Source organism: Ruegeria sp. YTSA219 (assembly GCF_059609985.1).
Map to the genome: position 1 here is coordinate 564,852 of NZ_JBXWMT010000001.1, position 18,428 is coordinate 583,279.

The following is an 18,428-nucleotide window of genomic DNA, read 5'->3' on the forward strand; positions in this document are numbered from 1 at the left end:
AGCAAATATTCCGCCCCACCCTGTTCCCGGCCAACACGGGCATGTCGGCCGAGTGGACCAAGGCATCGAAGGTAAGTCTCTGCGCCTTGCTCCGTATTCGTCGGGGCCGGTAACTGTGGCAGCTTCCGACCCCTGCGCCCCGGGTTGCCGGGGCGCTTAACTCAGCTACACCCGCTTGTTGAGCCGCAGGTGTTGCATTTCATGCAGGTGCCGTTGCGCACCAACGTGTAGTTTCCGCATTCACCGCAAGGATCGCCCTCATAGCCCTGCATCTTGGCTTTGGTGCGGGCATCCATTCCGGTTGCGGCGGCGGATTCAACCACCGGAGCTTCAAAAGTGGCTGCGGATTCGGCCATGCCGTTCACCACGTTCTGTCCGCCGTTCAGAACCATCAGTTCCTGCGGCATCCGTTTGCGCAGATACCCGGTCGAGCTGATTTGTTTCAGAACTTCCAAAGACTTGGATGCAGCGCTTTCGCTGATCTCGGACACGTTCGAGACACCCTCTTCCTCACCCCGACCCAGATCGTCAAAGCTTGCGCCTTCGGGTTTCACATGGGCCAGATCAGTACGATCAAGGTAGGACACGGCCAGTTCGCGGAAGATGTAATCCAGGATCGACGTCGCATTCTTGATCGAGTCGTTGCCCTGTACCATTCCCGCCGGTTCGAACTTGGTGAAGGTGAAGGCATCCACGAACTCTTCCAGCGGCACGCCATATTGCAGGCCAACCGACACGGCGATGGCAAAGTTGTTCATCATCGCCCGGAAGCCCGCGCCTTCCTTGTGCATGTCGATGAAGATCTCACCCAGTTGGCCGTCTTCGAACTCACCGGTGCGCAGATAGACCTTGTGGCCGCCGACAATCGCTTTTTGCGTATAGCCCTTGCGGCGATGGGGCAGTTTTTCACGATGGCTGCGGATCATTTCCTTGACCACAACCTTCTCGATCACCTTCTCGGCCAGAACGACGGCTTTTTCCTGCGGCGTCCCGGTTTCCAGAACTTCTGCTGCCTCTTCGTCATCCTCGACCAGCGCGGCTGCCAATGGCTGCGACAGTTTCGAGCCGTCGCGATACAGCGCGTTGGCCTTCACACCCAGCGACCAGGAAAGCTCATAGGCCTTCTGGCAGTCTTCGATGGTGGCGTCATTCGGCATGTTGATCGTCTTGCTGATCGCGCCTGAAATAAAGCTCTGCGCGGCGGCCATCATCGTGATGTGGCTATCAACACCTAGGAAACGCTTGCCTTTCTTGCCGCACGGATTGGCACAGTCGAAGATCGAATAATGCTCTTCCTTCAGATGCGGCGCGCCTTCCAGCGTCATGGTTCCGCAAACGTGGTCGTTGGCCGCGTCGATATCCGCTTTGGTAAAGCCCAGATGGCGCAGCAGATCGAAGGTCGGGTCATTCAGCTTGGTCGCAGGAATGCCGAGAACACCGGTGCAGAAATCCTCGCCCAGAGTCCACTGGTTGAACACGAACCGGATGTCGAAGGCGCTTTCGAGCGCGGCATCCACTTTGGCCAGTTCATTGGGGCCAAAGCCGTGACCCGTCAGCGAGGTGTGGTTGATCCCCGGAGCGTTGCCGATGGTGCCATGACCAACCGCGTAGCTGACGATCTCTTCAATCTGAGCCGAGGAATACCCCTGCTTTTCCAGCGCTGCAGGCACCGAGCGGTTGATGATTTTGAAATACCCGCCACCGGCCAGTTTCTTGAACTTCACCAAAGCAAAGTCCGGCTCGATCCCAGTGGTGTCGCAATCCATCACCAGACCGATGGTTCCTGTTGGCGCAATCACAGTGGCCTGCGCGTTGCGATAACCGTTCTGCTCACCCAGGCTCAGCGCTTCATCCCAAGCTGACATCGCCAGATCAACCAAACGTTTATCCGGGCAGTTGCCATGGTCCAGAGGTACAGGCTTCACTGCCAGTTTCTCATACCCTTCAGTCACACCCTGAGATGCGCGTCGGTGGTTGCGGATGACCCGAAGCATGTTATCGGCGTTGCGCTCATAGCCATTGAACGGACCCAATTCGCCGGCGATCTCGGCCGAGGTTGCATAGGCTACACCGGTCATGATCGCGGTCAGCGCGCCACAGATCGCGCGGCCTTCATCCGAGTCATAGCTATAGCCCATGTTCATCAGCAGACCGCCGATATTGGCATAGCCCAAACCCAAAGTGCGGAAGTCATAGGACAGCTGCGCGATTTCCTTGGACGGGAACTGCGCCATGGTCACCGAGATTTCCAGCGTTAGGGTCCACAAGCGCGAGGCATGCATATAGTCCACTGCCTGGAACTCATCATCCTTGAGGAAAGTCAGCAAGTTCATCGACGCAAGATTACAGGCCGTATCATCGAGGAACATATATTCCGAACATGGGTTCGATCCGCGAATCTCCCCATCTTTGGGGCATGTATGCCACTCGTTGACTGTGTCGTGAAACTGGATGCCGGGATCGGCGCAGGCCCAGGCCGCGTGGCCAACCTTTTCCCACAGGTCGCGCGCCTTGACGGTCTTGGCGACTTTCCCGTTTGTGCGGTTGATCAGCTCCCAGTCCGCGTCCTTCTCGACAGCGGTCAGGAAGGCGTTGGTTACGCGAATCGAGTTGTTCGAGTTCTGGCCCGAAACCGAGCTGTAAGCTTCCGAATCCCAATCCGTATCGTAGGTCGGGAATTCTATGCTATCGTGGCCCTGCTTGGCGTAATCCAGAACGCGTTTGATGTAAGTCTCTGGGATCGCAACATTTTTCGCCTCGCGAACCGCCTTTTTCAGGCTGTCATTCGTCTTGGGATCATACGCGTCTTCCTGCGCGCCGTCCCAGCTGCGGATGGCCTCGAAAATGCCGTTCAGCATCTTCTCGTGCATCTTCGATCCGGCAACGATCGAGGCCACCTTCTGCTCTTCGATCACCTTCCATTCGATGAATTTCTCGATGTCTGGGTGATCTGCATCGACGATGACCATCTTTGCTGCTCGACGGGTCGTGCCGCCTGATTTAATCGCGCCAGCGGCGCGGTCGCCGATCTTGAGAAAGCCCATCAAACCCGAGGATTTACCGCCACCCGACAGTGCCTCACCCTCGCCACGCAGGTGGCTAAAGTTGGTCCCGGTTCCGCTTCCGTATTTGAACAGGCGCGCCTCGCGGACCCACAGGTCCATAATGCCACCCTCGTTCACCAGATCATCATCTACGGACTGGATGAAACACGCATGCGGCTGCGGATGCTCATAGGCGGATTTCGATTTGGTCAGCTTGCCTGACTTATAATCGACATAGTGGTGCCCCTGTGCTGGGCCATCGATTCCGTAAGCCCAGTGCAGGCCGGTATTGAACCATTGCGGGCTGTTCGGCGCAGCGCGCTGAGTCGCCAGCATATAACGCATCTCGTCGAAATAGGCGCTCGCGTCATCCTCGGTCGAGAAATAGCCACCTTTCCAGCCCCAATAGGCCCAGGCGCCGGCAAGACGGTCAAACACCTGCTTGGACGAGATTTCGCCCCCAAATTCAGCGTCCTCAGCCGGAACAGAACGCCACAGAAATTCTGGGACATCCTTTTCCTTGACCTTCTTCAGCTTGGTCGGAACGCCTGCTTTGCGGAAATACTTCTGCGCGATGACGTCGCTTGCGACCTGGCTCCAGCTGGTAGGAACCTCGATATCGTCCAGGCGGAAAACGATGGTCCCATCCGGGTTTCGGATTTCTGACGTCGCAGAAGCGAATTTAAGCTCTGCATAAGCATCCTGTCCCGATTTGGTAAATTTTCTGTCAATCTTCATGTCCGCCGCCCTAGATTCAATCAACTTGTCCCTTGGCTTTTGATCCCAATAAACGGATCATCTGCCCTAACCGAAAATCTTGGGCGCAGGAAACCGGCCGCTGCCCGAAGCAGCGTGACCCCGTTCCGACGGACGCACGTAAGTATGATGTGCTCTCCAGCCCTCGCCCTGTGCCACGTTCTGGATTTTCTACCAGATTTAGTGGCAGCACTTTCGGCCTATACAATCTGGCGTATTCACACATAGATCGTCAACGGCCTTTTTCCGCCATTTTTGGAATCTTTTATGTTGACCGATCCGCATAGACAAACTGGTGAAGGACAGTTTCCGATTCCTCCACAGAGTTATCCGCCATGGTTCGCCATCACCTGGCCAAGTCCGCAATACGATTAACCGTTCTTTCCGGCTTACTTATCGCGATTTGATAAACCAGCCTTAAGATGTCTAGGTTGAAATAGAATCAGCATCCGGCCGATTTCGACATTACTCAGAGGTGCGCTTAAAAGCACATCCAACAAAGGGCAGACCGATCAATGACCGCGTTTCGAATAATTTCCCTGTTTGCCCTGATCGTGGCCTGCACGCCACAAGAAACGCCCGCCACATCGCGCAGCGCGCAGTTCTCAGCCTTTCCCGACAAGTTGTTTGCTACGTTCGAGACATCTTGCAACGGCCCGGGTGAGGAATTTAGGAAAATCGGAAATCGTCAGTTCGAGTGTCAGGAACTTCTGCCTCCGAAGACCACAGCCTACCTGATTCTCAACTATGACGGCTATCCACAGAACCTACCCAAAAGTGTGACTCGGCTGACCGCCGAAAAAAACGCAGGTGGCTATCTAGTTGAAGCGGATCTGTTTTTTAATGTGCCGCGCGAAACAGGGCCTGCTGCAAAAGTCCCTGTAGAAAGCAAAGAATTGGATAAAACCCTTAGCGCCATCTATCGAACGATGGGTGGGTCGCCATTTTAATTTTTGAAGAAGTGGTCGGGGCGGCAGGATTCGAACCTACGACCCCCTGTACCCAAAACAGGTGCGCTACCAGACTGCGCCACGCCCCGAACCGTGCGCCTTCCTAACCGTGCCGTTCTGATTTGAAAAGCCCTAACAGGGCCAAATCGCCGGACCATGTGAAAAAACTTTGTGCTGGATCTGTGTTCCAGGCGTGATCAGATAACGATCTGCGAGACCAGCGTTGATTTCCAACACCGCGAATACCGAATCGCCCCCTCCGATGGGGGTCAAATCACCGGGAATCGCGTTGTGATGAACTTTCGTTACCATACCCGTCTTATCTATGAAGATCAGGTCCAGAGGAATCAGCGTGTTCTTCATCCAGAACGCAACAGGTTGCGGCGGGTCGAATACAAACAGCATCCCTGAACGTACCGGAAGCGATTCTCGAAACATGAGTCCGCGCGATCGCTCCTGTGGCGACACGGCGAGTTCAATATCAAAGCCGATTTGGGACTTATCATTTTTCAGGCTAACACGATCTGTACGACAGGCGGCTTCTGCGCCACCGGCCCAAAGTAACAAGACGACAGTCAGAACCTTGAAAAGCCCTGCCATGGCAGATCAGTCATCCATGGCTGCTTCCCAGGCCATAACCTGGGCCGCCATCCGACCACGCTGTCCGTCTATGACCCGCATGGCCAATGCTTCACCGGGTTGCAGATCCGCAAGCCCCGAACGGCGTAGAACCTCAATATGCAGGAACACATCTTCGCCACGCCCGAATACATTAGCGAAGCCAAACCCTTTGCCCTTGTCGAACCACTTAACCCGCGCAGCCACCAAAGGAGCCGCTGCAATCTCAACTGGATCAAGTTCAGCAAAATCCGCGAGCATCATCGTATCGGCGCGCGCTGGCGGATCGACGCTGATGACTTCGACAGCTTGCACACCGCGATCAGTGCGATGCGTCATAATTTCGATGCCCGCCCCGTCTGCAACCGAGCTTTGACCGAAATTACGCAAAACGTTTACGTGCAGCAGAATATCCGGCCCACCTTCATCCGAGACGACAAAGCCGTATCCTTTGGCAGGGTCGAACCATTTAACGTGTCCTCGGACGCGGTACATGTTGTTCAGATCTTCTGGCACTGTGGTCCCACTGCGTTTTTTTTCACTTTGTTAAGGGTCCGATGTGTATGGGATTGACGCGCAAATTCAAGGTGAAAAATCCCTTTGTTATCTGCGCATTGCAATTCGCGACACGTGAACGTCATGGATTCAACCTCTGAATCTGCCATTCCGAAGCAGCGTCATCCCGGCACCACCTGAACCTGTCATGCAGACGAAATGCGCCGTCTGCCCAGAATTCAATTTCCGTCGGCACAAGCCGGTAACCACCCCAAAATTTAGGGCGCGGAGGGTTAGGGCCAAGCCTTGCGGTCACTTTCGCCACATCCGCCATCAGCGCGGAACGGCTGCTAAGCGGCTGAGATTGCTTGGACGCCCATGCACCAAGCCGACTTTTCAATGACCTGGAGGCATAATATTCATCAGCCTTTGGTCCATCCTCGCGCGTGATTATACCACGAACGCGGATTTGACGCCGCAAAGATTTCCAATGCATCACGAAGGCCGCCTTGCCAGCATTGTCCAACTCGCCTGCCTTGGCACTTTCGTAATTTGTGTAGAAAACGAAGGCGTCGGCTTCGATCTCTTTCAACAGCACCATTCGTACATTGGGCATACCATCTTCGCCCACGGTTGCCAGTGCAATCGCGTTAGGATCGTTGGGTTCACTCTTCACAGCTTCGCCCAGCCACCGCCCTGCTATTGCAAATGGGTCGGTTCCTGCGAAGATGCCATCACGTTCGCTCATTTCCATCCCCTGGAAACTATTGAGGGATACCCTAGGGCGAGTTCCCGCCACGGGCAAGAGTGCACGGCCTTGAAGCAGACCAGCCAATGGCATAAACCAACGCAACATAACGCGAAGACAGGCGGAGAACCGAACATGTCAAATCAGTTGATGGCCGGAAAGCGCGGCCTCATCATGGGACTGGCCAATGACAAATCAATCGCATGGGGAATCGCCCGCGCCTTGTCCGAGGCCGGGGCCGAGTTAGCATTCTCATATCAAGGGGATGCCTTGAAAAAGCGCGTTGACCCTCTGGCGGCACAGCTGGGCAGTGAAATCGTCCTGCCCTGCGATGTCAGCGATGAAGCCTCGATCGACGGATTGTTTGATGCGCTATCCGAGAAATGGGGAAAGCTGGACTTTGTTGTCCACGCAATCGGGTTTTCAGACAAGAATGAGCTACGCGGGCGCTATGTTGATACGTCGCGGGCGAATTTCAACCTCACGATGGACGTGTCGGTTTATTCCTTTACCGCCGTGATGCAGCGTGCCGAAAAGATGATGACCGAAGGCGGCAGCGCCATCACCCTGACCTATTACGGCGCCGAACAGGTGATGCCGCATTATAATGTCATGGGCGTTGCCAAAGCCGCGCTGGAAGCATCGGTCAAATATCTGGCCGAGGATTTAGGCAAGGACGGCATTCGTGTGAATGCGATCTCGGCCGGGCCGATCAAGACACTGGCCGCCAGCGGCATCGGCGACTTTCGCTATATCATGAAGTGGAACGAATATAACTCACCCCTGCGCCGCAATGTGACCATCGACGATGTGGGCAACTCGGCGCTGTATCTGCTTTCCGATCTAAGCGGCGGTGTCACTGGTGAGAACCTGCATGTGGATTCGGGATACCACATCGTCGGTATGAAAGCCGTTGATGCTCCAGATGTTGAGAAGGGTTGAATCATGAGTGCCAAGGACCGCCTGCCCCACGAAAAAGGCTTTCACATCAGCTGGGATCAGATTCACCGCGATTCCCGAGCGCTCGCTTGGCGGCTGGATGGGCAAGGTCCGAATGATGGGGCCTGGCGTGGCGTCGTTGCCATTACCCGTGGCGGTATGGCACCGGCGATGATTGTCAGCCGCGAGCTGGACATTCGCACAGTCGACACGATCAGCGTGCGCTCCTACCATCACCAGGATCAAGGCGAAGCCGAAGTGCTCAAAGCACCCGACGCTGACCTCATGGGCGACGGCACCGGAATCCTGATTGTCGACGATCTGGTCGACAGTGGCAAAACTCTGGAACTGGTGCGGGCGATGTATCCCAAGGCGCATTTCGCGACTGTTTATGCCAAGCCGAAAGGCCGCCCGATGGTTGACACTTTCATCACCGAAGTCAGCCAGGACACTTGGATTTTCTTCCCGTGGGATATGGCTTTGCAATATGTCGAACCCTACCGGGGCACGGATTGATCCGGCCCAAGCGCAGCAACTGACTGGGGCACTGAGATGACACGGACACGCACCGCCGCCACCTTTCCGCCCCCAGTCATGGAGGCGCGCCGGTGGATCGAAGGCGTGACCTTCCCTGAAGACCGGCCCTTGATAAACGTAAGTCAGGCGGCCCCAGTCGATCCGCCGCCACTTGAGATGCGTCAGGCGATGGCGGCTTATGCGTCGATCGAGGATTCCGCTCATCTCTATGGCCCGGTTCTGGGCAACAGCGCCCTCAGGTCTGAGCTGGCCAGCCAGATTTCGGATCATTATGGCGCACCTGTCGTACAGGAACAGGTTGCCATTACTTCTGGCTGCAATCAGGCCTTCGCCGCAGCGATTTCCTCCATCACAGACCAAGGGGATGAGGTCATTCTGCCCACGCCATGGTATTTCAACCATAAAATGTGGCTGGATATGACAGGTGTTAACGCCATTGATCTGAGAACTGATGATGGACTGTTGCCAGAGGTGAACGCGGCGCGGGATTTGATAACGGATAAGACCCGCGCCATTGCTCTGGTCACCCCGAACAATCCCGGCGGTGTCGAATACCCGGCTGAACTGCTGCGCGCGTTTTTCGAACTGTCGCGCGAAACTGGAATTAAGCTTTTGGTTGATGAGACCTACCGCGATTTCGACAGCCGCAGCGGCCCGCCCCACGATCTGTTCGCTCTGCCGGGCTGGGATGACACTCTGATTCATCTATATTCGTTTTCAAAGGCCTACCGTCTGACCGGTCACAGAGTAGGTGCTGTTGCGACCAGTCCGTCGCTGCTGTCTGAGATTGAGAAATTTCTGGATACCGTCGCGATCTGTCCAAACCAAATCGGTCAGTTTGGTGCGCTTTGGGGGATGCAAAACCTGTCGCAATGGCTGGCCGATGAACGAAGGGAAATCCTCGACCGTCGCGCTGTCATTACAAGACAACTTCCCAAACTGACCAGTAAAGGATGGCGGTTGCTTGGGTTGGGCGCCTATTTTGCCTATTTCGAACACCCGTTTGACATCTCTTCGGATGATTTAGCCCGTCGGCTGGTCACGGATGCCAGCATTCTGTTGCTGCCAGGCACGATGTTCATGCCCGATCACGACCCGGCCGGGAAACGACAAGTCCGCATCGCATTTGCCAATCTTGATCGCAACGGAATTACGGAATTGTTTGACCGCCTGCACGCTCTCTCCTTCTAAGCTTGCCCCTCGGCGGTGCGCGTCGTATTCAGGGCCGCAACCGACAGGGCAAATACTTGCCGAATAAAACAAGAGGGCACCATGGCCGCAGGCATGAAAAATCTATCAAAGACCTTTGTCTGGATCCTCATGGGTCTTTTGATGCTGGGCCTTGCAGGATTTGGCGCGACCAGCCTGACTGGAACTGTGCGCACTGTAGCACAGGTGGGCAACGAAGATATCTCGATTGACGATTACGTCCGCGAACTTCAGCGCGAAATCCGCGCGGTCGAAAGCCAGACCGGCCAGCCCCTGCAAATGTCACAGGCCCGCGATTTTGGCTTGGACCAGCTGGCTCTGTCGCGCCTCACCGCGCTGGCTGCTTTGGATAACGAAGTTGGTCTGCTGGGTATTTCGATCGGCGATGAAAATTTGCAGGAAGAAATCGTCTCGATCCCTGCGTTTCAGGGGCCTGATGGTTCTTTCGACCGTGAGGCATATCGCTTTCAGCTTGAACAGGTTGGCATGACCGACACCGAGTTTGAAACCGATCTGAGGAAAGAATCCGCACGGACCATCGTGCAGGATGCCGTGGTCAGCGGAGTAGAAATGCCCTCGATCCTGACTGAAGTTCTGACAGACTTTGTCGGTGCCCGCCGCAGCTTTACTGTTGCAACCGTTTCACCCGAAGTTTTGGCAGAGCCGGTTGCAACCCCAACCGATGAACAAATTCAGGCCTATTACGACGAGAACCAGGACCAGTTTTCCCTGCCCCGCACCAAAAAGCTGACCTATACGATTCTGTCGCCCAATATGCTGCTGGATAGTGTCGAGGTGGACGAAGATTCAGTTCTCCGGCTTTTCGAACAGCGCGCAGACGAGTTTCAGCAACCCGAGCGCCGCCTTGTTGAACGCCTTTCTTTTTCTGATGACGCCGCTGCGCAAGATGCCATGGCACAGATTGAAGTTGGCGGGACAACCTTCGAACAACTTGTCCGTGACCGTGAGCTTGAGCTGAGCGACGTGGATCTGGGCGACGTTACCCGCGACGACCTAGGCGATGCGGCCGAGGCCATTTTCGCGGCTGAACTGGACACTGTTGTTGGACCTCTGCCCTCGGTATTCGGCCCTGCCCTTTTCCGTATCAACGGCTCGCTGGCTGAGAACAACACTCCCTTCGAAGACGCCGCCCCAGCTCTGCGCGAAGAGTTGGCCGCAGACCGTGCGCGCCGCCAGATCGAGGCTCAGTCCGAAGACATCAATGACCTGCTTGCAGGCGGGGCAACACTCGAGGAGTTAGCAGCCGAGACCGGGATGGAGCTGGGACAGATCGACTGGACTCGCGCCAGTCAGGATGGCGTGGCCGCATATGACGGTTTCCGCAGTGCAGCCGAAGCCGTGCAAGACGGGGATTTTCCCGAGATTGCATTCCTGGAGGACGGTTCGATCTTTGCGCTGCGCCTGAACGAAACGCTGCCTCGTCGGCCTGAACCGCTGGAATCAGCGCGTGATCGCGTTGCGGCGGCCTGGACACAGGTTCAAACTGACAAAGCGTTGGAAGACCACGCGAATGCCGTGTTGGAGCAGTTGCAGGAGAACGGGGATTTCACCACGACCGGCCTACCTCACCGCGTGGAAAACGCTCTGACACGAACTGCATTTCTAGAAGATGTACCCGCAGGTTTCATGCCGGAAGTGTTCGACATGGAACTAGGAAGCTATCGTGTCGTTCCCGGTGCCGGGGTCGCGTTGATCGTTCGACTTGACGAATTGTTGCCCCCTGCCGAGACCGATGAACGCCGTCAGGTTCAACAAGCGCTGGCCGCTCAGCTGAATCAGGCTCTGGCACAGAACATTTTCGATGCCTATGTTCGCGACGCCCAGGCCCGCGCCCGTCCTGTGGTGGATCAGCAAGCACTGAACGCCGTTCAGGCGAGCTATTAATTAAGAGACCGAATATGGCCCTGACCCCCGAGTTTGACAGCTTCGCCCGTGCTTATGAGGCCGGCGAGAACCAGGTCGTTTACACCCGTCTGGCAGCCGATCTTGATACGCCTGTCTCCTTGATGCTGAAACTGACCGGCGCGCAAAAAGACGCCTTTATGCTCGAGTCGGTAACTGGTGGCGAGGTCCGCGGACGGTATTCGATCATCGGTATGAAACCCGACCTGATCTGGCGCTGTCGCGCTGAAACCTCGGAACTGAACCGCTCGGCCCGGTTCGACCCGGACGCTTTCACGGCTCAGGATGGCGATCCGATGGACAACCTTCGGACGCTTCTGGCCGAAAGCCGGATCGAGCTGCCTGACGACCTTCCACAAGCTGCGGCGGGACTATTTGGCTATCTCGGTTACGACATGGTGCGCTTGGTCGAGTATCTGCCGAACATCAACCCCGACCCTTTGGGCCTGCCGGATGCCGTCATGCTGCGCCCTTCTGTCGTCGCGGTACTGGATGGTGTGAAGGGCGAAGTCACGGTCGTTTCCCCCGCCTGGGTCAGCGATGGCCAGTCAGCCAAGGCTGCGTATGCCCAGGCCGCCGAGCGCGTCATGGACGCAGTGCGCGATCTGGAGCGGGCGATGCCTGCTGAAACACGCGACCTTGGCGATGCGTACGAAGTCGCTCCACCCGTCTCGAATTTTACCAAGTCCGGCTATCTGGAAGCAGTCGAGAAAGCCAAGGAATACATTCGAGCTGGCGATATCTTTCAGGTAGTGCCAGCGCAGCGCTGGACGCAGGATTTCCCGCTGCCTCCATTTGCGTTGTACCGGTCGCTGCGGCGAACAAACCCGTCGCCCTTCATGTTCTATTTTAACTTTGGCGGGTTTCAGGTGATCGGCGCCAGCCCGGAAATCCTGGTGCGCGTGTTTGGCAATGAAGTCACCATACGACCCATCGCCGGGACGCGCCCACGTGGAGCGACCCCGGAAGAGGACAAAGCTTACGAAATTGAGTTGCTGGCCGACAAGAAAGAACTGGCCGAACATCTGATGCTGTTGGATCTAGGCCGCAATGACACCGGGCGGGTTTCAAAAATCGGAACGGTGCGCCCGACCGAAGAGTTCATCATCGAACGGTACAGCCATGTTATGCACATCGTTTCAAACGTTGTGGGTGAGCTGGCCGAGGGTAAAGATGCGCTGGACGCCTTTTTTGCGGGAATGCCTGCGGGGACGGTCTCGGGCGCGCCCAAGGTACGAGCCATGGAAATCATTGATGAGCTTGAGCCGGAAAAACGCGGTGTCTACGGCGGCGGCGTCGGCTATTTCAGCGCCGGCGGAGACATGGACATGTGTATCGCCCTGCGAACGGCCATCGTTCAGGATCAAAAGCTATATATTCAGGCCGGTGGTGGCGTTGTGTATGATAGCGATCCAGAGGCTGAATTCATGGAAACCGTCCACAAGTCCAACGCCATCAGACGCGCTGCGGCTGACGCGGCCCGATTTACGCTGTCCGGCAAGAATTGATAAAGGCAGCCCGTCTGGGCTGCCTGTTTCGGGGAAGGAAGCGACCGGGCCTATTTTGCCCCTTGCATCATCACCGCCGAAATAGGCGCCATTGCAACGCGGCCTCCGCGGTCTTCCAGACCCCAAAGCAGCAAGGCCGATATGGTATCCGGGCGCAACCGGCCCAACATGACAACAGTGCCTTCCTGCCCGGCCCGGAACGCAGCCTGGTCCAGGAAACGTCGCATGATTTTTGCATCCTGCCGCGCGCCGTCGATATCTCTGAAAATTACCGCAGACGGAATTCCATTACGGGAGGCCAGCTTCTGAACCGTGTTGAGCCCGTTATCCTGAGTGATCAGTCCTCGACCCGTTCCACCGGCGATGGCGGCGACCTGATCCGCCAGTTTCCGGTTACCCTGGATGCCGGATCCATCACCTTCAAGAATTCCTACAGTCTCGGGCAACGCTTCTAGCCACACCGAAAGCGATACCTCAGCATCCTGTGCGCTGGCCGCCTTGGGCAGGTCAGCAGTGACCATCACTTCGAACCCGGCCGCCCGATGTCGAGCCATTTTCTCAGCTGCATCGGGGTCTGATGGGCGCACCGCAAACGTAAGCGGATATGGGAAATCCTGAAGCGCTTCGGCGCCATATGCACCTTCATCGTCAATCAGAATGATCGACATGAGGGGTTTGGAATCCGGATTGTCAAACTTCTCTGCGAAGGCCTCGATCGGTTTACCTACAGGAACCTCTTCCTGCGGATCTTGGGCTGCTTCATCATCTCGTTCAGTCAAAGGCACTACACGACGCCCGATTGTGGTATTTCCCGACGAGTTGTCCTCTGCGCCGATCTGCGGAACCGAGGCGATACGCGGTAGCGGCTGACTGGGCAGCGTGTCCTCGTCCCCTTCCACTGCGATTGGGCTATCCTCCGGATTCACCTCCAGCTCGATTGATTCCGAAGGCGAGACTTCGGGCAAGGGCTCGGCAAGAGCAACCTGATCAGCCGGTGGCTCAGGGGCATCTTCTGCGGCATCTGGGCTGAGGTCGGCAAGCGGCGCAGGCTGAACGGGGACAGGCATTCGCGGAACGACCGGGGCCTCACTCGAGATGCTTACGGAATCCGCCTCGCTGGGCGTCGGCGCTTCGACCGGAACGCTTACGTCATTCACTACCGGCTGGCTGTCCGGGGCGTTCTCAGCTTCGGATAAACCGGCCAGAGAATCCTCTTCTTCGACTTCATTCTCGGGCGTCTGCGCAGGGAGTTTGAGCAGATCGGCATCTGCACCCGCCTCAGCGACAACCTCGGAGCTCTCCGACGTCTGCACCGGTGCAGGTTCTGGTGCGACTGTCGCTATGGACGGCTTTTTCGACAGCGGCGCGTTGAGCGATAAGACTGCCCCCAGCACCACAACGACAACTGCGCCTGCGATCATTCCGCCGACAAATCCGCCCATAATATTTGCCTCTCGCCTTAGTCCTGCTGCCTTGCCCTTGCACCATCTGTTGTGGCACCTGCCTGCAGGACCGCCAAGTTCGGGATGCACCCTTGACGCTGCCCCACAAGCCTGAGCATGTATGTGCCAACACTATACCGTGGCCTTGGGTTGCATCGCCAGCCCGAAATGCCCAACACGAGACAAGAGCCAAATGCTGCTGCTGATCGACAACTACGACTCATTTACCTACAACCTCGTACATTATTTAGGCGAACTTGGCTCGGAAATGGTCATTCGAAGGAATGACGCGCTGGACGTGCAAGAAGCGATGGCCATGAACCCCGCTGGCATCCTGCTCAGCCCTGGCCCTTGCGACCCTGACCGGGCAGGCATTTGCCTTGCCCTGACCGAGGCAGCCGCCGAAACACGGACGCCTTTGTTGGGTGTCTGCCTTGGCCATCAGACCATAGGTCAGGTTTTCGGTGGGAAAGTCACGCGTTGCCATGAGATTGTGCATGGAAAAATGGGAACAATGCACCACACCGGTAAAGGTGTGTTCGCGGGCCTGCCCACGCCGTTTGAGGCGACGCGCTATCATTCGCTGATTGTGGATCGCGATACCCTGCCCGATTGCCTGGAGATTACGGCGGAATTGGAAGATGGCACCATAATGGGCCTCCAGCACCGCGAACTGCCCATTCATGGCGTACAGTTCCACCCGGAATCCATCGCTTCTGAGCACGGCCACGCGTTGCTCAAGAATTTCCTGTCCGAGATGAAAGTTCCCGCATGAGCGACGCCCTGAAACCGCTGATCGGAGTTGCCGCCGACCGCCCCCTGACACGCGCCGAAGCGGAAGAAGCCTTTGGGATCCTGTTTGACGGCGCCGCAACACCCAGCCAAATCGGCGGACTTTTGATGGCCATGCGCACACGCGGTGAGACCGTCGATGAATATGCCGCCGCCGCTGCCGTGATGCGTGCAAAATGCAATGCAGTTCAGGCACCAGCTGGCGCGATAGATATTGTGGGCACCGGCGGTGACGGCAAGGGAACGCTGAATATCTCGACAGCGACCGCCTTTGTGGTTGCAGGTGCCGGTGTCACCGTGGCCAAACACGGCAACCGGAACCTGAGTTCTAAATCCGGAGCCGCAGATGCGCTAGGTCAGCTGGGTATCAACGTTATGGTCGGCCCGCAAACCGTTGAAAATGCACTGCAAGATGTCGGCATCGGATTCATGATGGCCCCTATGCATCACCCGGCGATTGCGCATGTCATGCCCACCCGGCAAGAGCTTGGGACACGGACGATCTTTAACATTCTCGGTCCGCTGACCAATCCGGCAGGCGTCAAGCGGCAGTTGACCGGAGCCTTTAGCCGAGAGTTGATCCGCCCGATGGCCGAAACGTTGGGCCTGCTTGGGTCCGAACGCGCATGGCTGGTGCACGGATCGGACGGCACAGACGAATTGACCATCACGGGTATCAGTTGGATTGCGGCCCTCGAAGACGGCGCAATCAAAGAGGTCGAGCTTCACCCCGAAGATGCAGGGCTGCCGGTACATCCCTTCGAGGACATTCTCGGCGGAACCCCCGAAGAAAACGCAGTAGCCTTCCGAGCTCTTCTAGACGGTGAGGCCTCTGCCTATCGCGATGCGGTATTGTTGAATGCCGCAGCGGCCCTGGTCGTCGCAGAGGCCGCTGCTGATCTGCGCGAAGGTGTCGCAAAAGCCGCTGAAAGTATCGACAGCGGAAAAGCCAAAGACAAGATCGCGGCCCTGGCCCGCATTACACAGGAGGCCGCATGACCGAAACGGTTCTGGACAAAATCAAAGCTTACAAGCTCGAAGAAGTCGCTTCGGACAAGGCCAATAAGTCTCTGGAAGCTGTTGAAAACGAAGCAAGATCAGCCTCTGAACCACGCGGATTCGCATCAGCCTTGCAAATTGCTGTACGTACTGGGTACGGGCTGATTGCAGAAGTCAAAAAAGCCAGCCCCTCCAAAGGTCTGATCCGCGCTGACTTTGATCCACCAGCACTTGCACAGGCTTACGAAGAAGGCGGCGCTGCCTGCCTTTCCGTGTTGACCGACACGCCCAGCTTTCAGGGTGCCAAAGAGTTTCTGGTTCAGGCACGCGCAGCCTGTTCTTTGCCGGTTCTACGCAAAGATTTCATGTACGATCCCTATCAGGTGGCCGAAGCCCGCGCTCTTGGGGCGGATTGTATTCTGATCATCATGGCATCGGTTGATGACAGTCAGGCGTCTGAGTTGGAACAGACCGCCTTTGACTGGGGCATGGACGTTCTGATTGAAGTTCATGATGAAGCCGAGCTGGAACGTGCAACGCAGCTCAAAAGCCCGTTGATTGGGATTAACAACCGTAATCTCAAGACCTTCGAGACCACTCTTGATACGACACGCCGCCTGTCAAAACTAGTTCCTGCTGACCGGACCATCGTTTGCGAAAGCGGGTTGAGCACTCCAGCAGACTTGGCCGATATCGCCCGTTTCGGTGCGCGTTGTTTTCTAATTGGCGAGAGCCTGATGCGTCAGGATGACGTCGCAGAAGCGACACACGATCTGCTGTCGCGTCCGCTCAGCCCGGGTGTGATGTGATGCCGCTGACTCACTTTGATGCCCAGGGACAGGCTCATATGGTCGATGTGTCGAACAAGCCCATCACGGATCGTGTCGCCGTCGCAGCGGCTCATATCACGATGGCACAAGATACGTTCGACTTGATCGCAGAAGGTCGCGCCAAAAAAGGTGACGTCTTGGGGGTTGCACGTCTGGCCGGTATCATGGGGGCAAAGAAGACACCCGATCTGATCCCGCTATGTCACCCACTGCCAGTGACTAAAGTTACCGTAGACCTGACACTGGACCCAGAATTACCCGGCATACAGGTACAGGCAACCGTCAAGACATCTGGTCAAACCGGCGTGGAAATGGAGGCGCTGACAGCGGCCTCAACCGCCGCACTGACCATATACGACATGGCCAAAGCCGTCGATAAGGCAATGGAAATTGGCGGCATTCGCGTTTTGCTAAAAGATGGTGGTAAATCAGGCCGTTACGAGGCGAAATGATAACCGTTGAAAGCGCCCGGGCGCAGTTATTCGATCTTGTAAACACCCTCCCCTCAGAGACGGCTCCCTTGATGGATGCGGCGGGTAGAGTACTGGCCGAGGATGTAGCAGCCACACGAGATCAGCCGCCATTCGCTTCGTCTTCGATGGATGGCTACGCGGTAAAATCGACCGAGGTAGAGCCGCACGCCATGTTCAAAGTCATTGGCGAGGCTGCGGCCGGTCGGCGATTTGACGGTCAGGTTGGACCCGGACAGGCGGTTCGGATCTTCACTGGCGCCCCTATTCCTGAAGGTGCAGATTTTGTTGTCATTCAAGAGGATGTTGATCGCCGAGGTGACCTAATCACCATTTCTGATCTGCCGGGCCCTAAATCCAACATTCGTCCAAAAGGCGTCGATTTCGAAATTGGCGCCAAGATTACGGCTCCACGTCGTTTGCGCCCCGAGGATCTGGCGCTTTTGGCGGCGATGAATATCCCCATGGTGCCGGTTGCACGTAAACCCGTGGTCGCGCTGATCGCAACCGGGGATGAATTGATCATGCCCGGCGAAACACCGGGACCGGATCAGATAATCGCCTCAAACACCTTTGGTATTAAAGCGTTGTTAGAGAATGTTGGAGCGCATGTTCGGGTTCTGCCTATCGCCTCTGACACGGTTTCGTCCCTTGAGACCGCCTTTGCTCTAGCAGCCGACGTTGATTTGGTGGTTACGATCGGCGGTGCCTCGGTTGGGGATTATGATCTTGTCTCTCAGGTCTCCACCGCACTGGGGTTGGAGCGGAGTTTTTACAAAATCCGCATGCGCCCCGGCAAACCGCTGATGGCTGGTCGCTTGGGCGATAGCGTGATGGTTGGACTTCCGGGTAATCCGGTCAGCGCAATGGTTTGCAGCTATCTGTTTCTTGCCCCGATGATCCGTAAGATGCTGGGCCTGGAACAGGTTCTGACCCCGCTTCAAAGCGCCAATTTAACCGAGGCTATCCCCGCGAATGGGCCACGAGAGCATTACATGCGTGCCATCGTGACCGCGGACGGGATAAAAGCCTGCCAAAACCAGGACAGCTCGCTGCTCAGCGTCCTCGCCGAAGCAAACGCGCTCTTGGTTCGGCAACCGAATGATCCGGCGCGCCTGGCCGGTGACGAAGTGATGTTCCTTCCGATCTGAGACCGCGCAAAACCATT

16 protein-coding genes and 1 tRNA gene are annotated in these 18,428 nt (G+C 56.6%); 11 read left to right on the top strand and 6 right to left on the bottom strand.

Annotated features, from left to right (window positions below):
- Positions 1-161: 161 nt before the first annotated feature.
- Positions 162-3,782: a vitamin B12-dependent ribonucleotide reductase gene (locus AC2FFB_RS02875; protein WP_496874475.1), complete on the bottom strand. Its 3,621-nt coding sequence runs from the start codon at positions 3,780-3,782 to the stop codon at positions 162-164.
- Positions 3,783-4,315: 533 nt separating this feature from the next.
- On the opposite strand from AC2FFB_RS02875, the gene AC2FFB_RS02880 reads away from it, so the two are divergent.
- Positions 4,316-4,750, top strand: a complete 435-nt coding sequence (locus tag AC2FFB_RS02880) for a hypothetical protein (RefSeq protein WP_496675753.1) — start codon at positions 4,316-4,318, stop codon at positions 4,748-4,750.
- 12 nt (positions 4,751-4,762) lie between these two features.
- Here AC2FFB_RS02880 and AC2FFB_RS02885 read toward each other — a convergent pair.
- From AC2FFB_RS02885 to pdxH, 4 genes are all read right to left on the bottom strand, one after another.
- Positions 4,763-4,839: transfer RNA gene (locus AC2FFB_RS02885), tRNA-Pro, on the bottom strand.
- Positions 4,840-4,882: 43 nt separating this feature from the next.
- Complete coding sequence (locus tag AC2FFB_RS02890; protein ID WP_142633632.1) at positions 4,883-5,350, bottom strand: DUF192 domain-containing protein; 468 nt, start codon at positions 5,348-5,350, stop codon at positions 4,883-4,885.
- Positions 5,351-5,356: 6 nt separating this feature from the next.
- Positions 5,357-5,863: a cold-shock protein gene (locus AC2FFB_RS02895; protein WP_282021219.1), complete on the bottom strand. Its 507-nt coding sequence runs from the start codon at positions 5,861-5,863 to the stop codon at positions 5,357-5,359.
- Between the two features lie 142 nt (positions 5,864-6,005).
- Positions 6,006-6,611 (bottom strand): pyridoxamine 5'-phosphate oxidase, encoded by a 606-nt coding sequence (pdxH, locus tag AC2FFB_RS02900; RefSeq protein ID WP_496688179.1) that lies wholly within the window; start codon positions 6,609-6,611, stop codon positions 6,006-6,008.
- A 135-nt stretch (positions 6,612-6,746) separates the two neighbouring features.
- On the opposite strand from pdxH, the gene fabI reads away from it, so the two are divergent.
- The 5 genes from fabI (at position 6,747) to trpE (ending at position 12,727) form a co-directional block, all read left to right on the top strand.
- The gene (fabI, locus tag AC2FFB_RS02905) at positions 6,747-7,553 is read left to right on the top strand and encodes an enoyl-ACP reductase FabI (RefSeq protein WP_142633624.1); all 807 of its coding nucleotides are present in this window, start codon (positions 6,747-6,749) and stop codon (positions 7,551-7,553) included.
- A gap of 3 nt (positions 7,554-7,556) precedes the next feature.
- Entirely contained in the window at positions 7,557-8,066 is a 510-nt protein-coding gene (gene gpt / locus AC2FFB_RS02910; RefSeq protein ID WP_142633622.1) for a xanthine phosphoribosyltransferase, read from the top strand.
- A 36-nt stretch (positions 8,067-8,102) separates the two neighbouring features.
- Positions 8,103-9,278, top strand: coding sequence for an aminotransferase (locus AC2FFB_RS02915; RefSeq protein ID WP_496693485.1), 1,176 nt, complete (start codon positions 8,103-8,105; stop codon positions 9,276-9,278).
- An 81-nt stretch (positions 9,279-9,359) separates the two neighbouring features.
- Complete coding sequence (locus AC2FFB_RS02920) at positions 9,360-11,201, top strand: peptidylprolyl isomerase (RefSeq protein WP_281994571.1); 1,842 nt, start codon at positions 9,360-9,362, stop codon at positions 11,199-11,201.
- A 14-nt stretch (positions 11,202-11,215) separates the two neighbouring features.
- Positions 11,216-12,727 carry an anthranilate synthase component I gene (gene trpE, locus AC2FFB_RS02925; RefSeq protein WP_281994570.1) on the top strand — a complete coding sequence of 504 codons (1,512 nt, stop codon included), beginning with the start codon at positions 11,216-11,218 and terminating at the stop codon, positions 12,725-12,727.
- 50 nt (positions 12,728-12,777) lie between these two features.
- Here the strand turns inward: trpE and AC2FFB_RS02930 are convergent, their stop codons facing one another.
- On the bottom strand, positions 12,778-14,169 hold the full coding sequence (locus tag AC2FFB_RS02930) for a divergent polysaccharide deacetylase family protein (RefSeq protein ID WP_496688187.1): 1,392 nt from the start codon (positions 14,167-14,169) through the stop codon (positions 12,778-12,780).
- Positions 14,170-14,362: 193 nt separating this feature from the next.
- On the opposite strand from AC2FFB_RS02930, the gene AC2FFB_RS02935 reads away from it, so the two are divergent.
- From AC2FFB_RS02935 to AC2FFB_RS02955, 5 genes are read left to right on the top strand one after another with little or no spacing between them, the layout of a single operon-like run.
- The gene (locus AC2FFB_RS02935) at positions 14,363-14,944 is read left to right on the top strand and encodes an anthranilate synthase component II (RefSeq protein ID WP_142633613.1); all 582 of its coding nucleotides are present in this window, start codon (positions 14,363-14,365) and stop codon (positions 14,942-14,944) included.
- Positions 14,941-15,960 carry an anthranilate phosphoribosyltransferase gene (gene trpD / locus AC2FFB_RS02940; RefSeq protein ID WP_496693483.1) on the top strand — a complete coding sequence of 340 codons (1,020 nt, stop codon included), beginning with the start codon at positions 14,941-14,943 and terminating at the stop codon, positions 15,958-15,960. Before AC2FFB_RS02935 ends, trpD begins: the two co-directional genes overlap by 4 nt.
- Positions 15,957-16,769, top strand: coding sequence for an indole-3-glycerol phosphate synthase TrpC (gene trpC / locus AC2FFB_RS02945; protein WP_496714124.1), 813 nt, complete (start codon positions 15,957-15,959; stop codon positions 16,767-16,769). The genes trpD and trpC overlap by 4 nt, the downstream gene beginning before the upstream one ends.
- Positions 16,769-17,242 carry a cyclic pyranopterin monophosphate synthase MoaC gene (gene moaC / locus AC2FFB_RS02950; RefSeq protein ID WP_142633607.1) on the top strand — a complete coding sequence of 158 codons (474 nt, stop codon included), beginning with the start codon at positions 16,769-16,771 and terminating at the stop codon, positions 17,240-17,242. Before trpC ends, moaC begins: the two co-directional genes overlap by 1 nt.
- Positions 17,239-18,411, top strand: coding sequence for a molybdopterin molybdotransferase MoeA (locus tag AC2FFB_RS02955; protein ID WP_281994568.1), 1,173 nt, complete (start codon positions 17,239-17,241; stop codon positions 18,409-18,411). Before moaC ends, AC2FFB_RS02955 begins: the two co-directional genes overlap by 4 nt.
- Positions 18,412-18,428 lie beyond the last annotated feature (17 nt).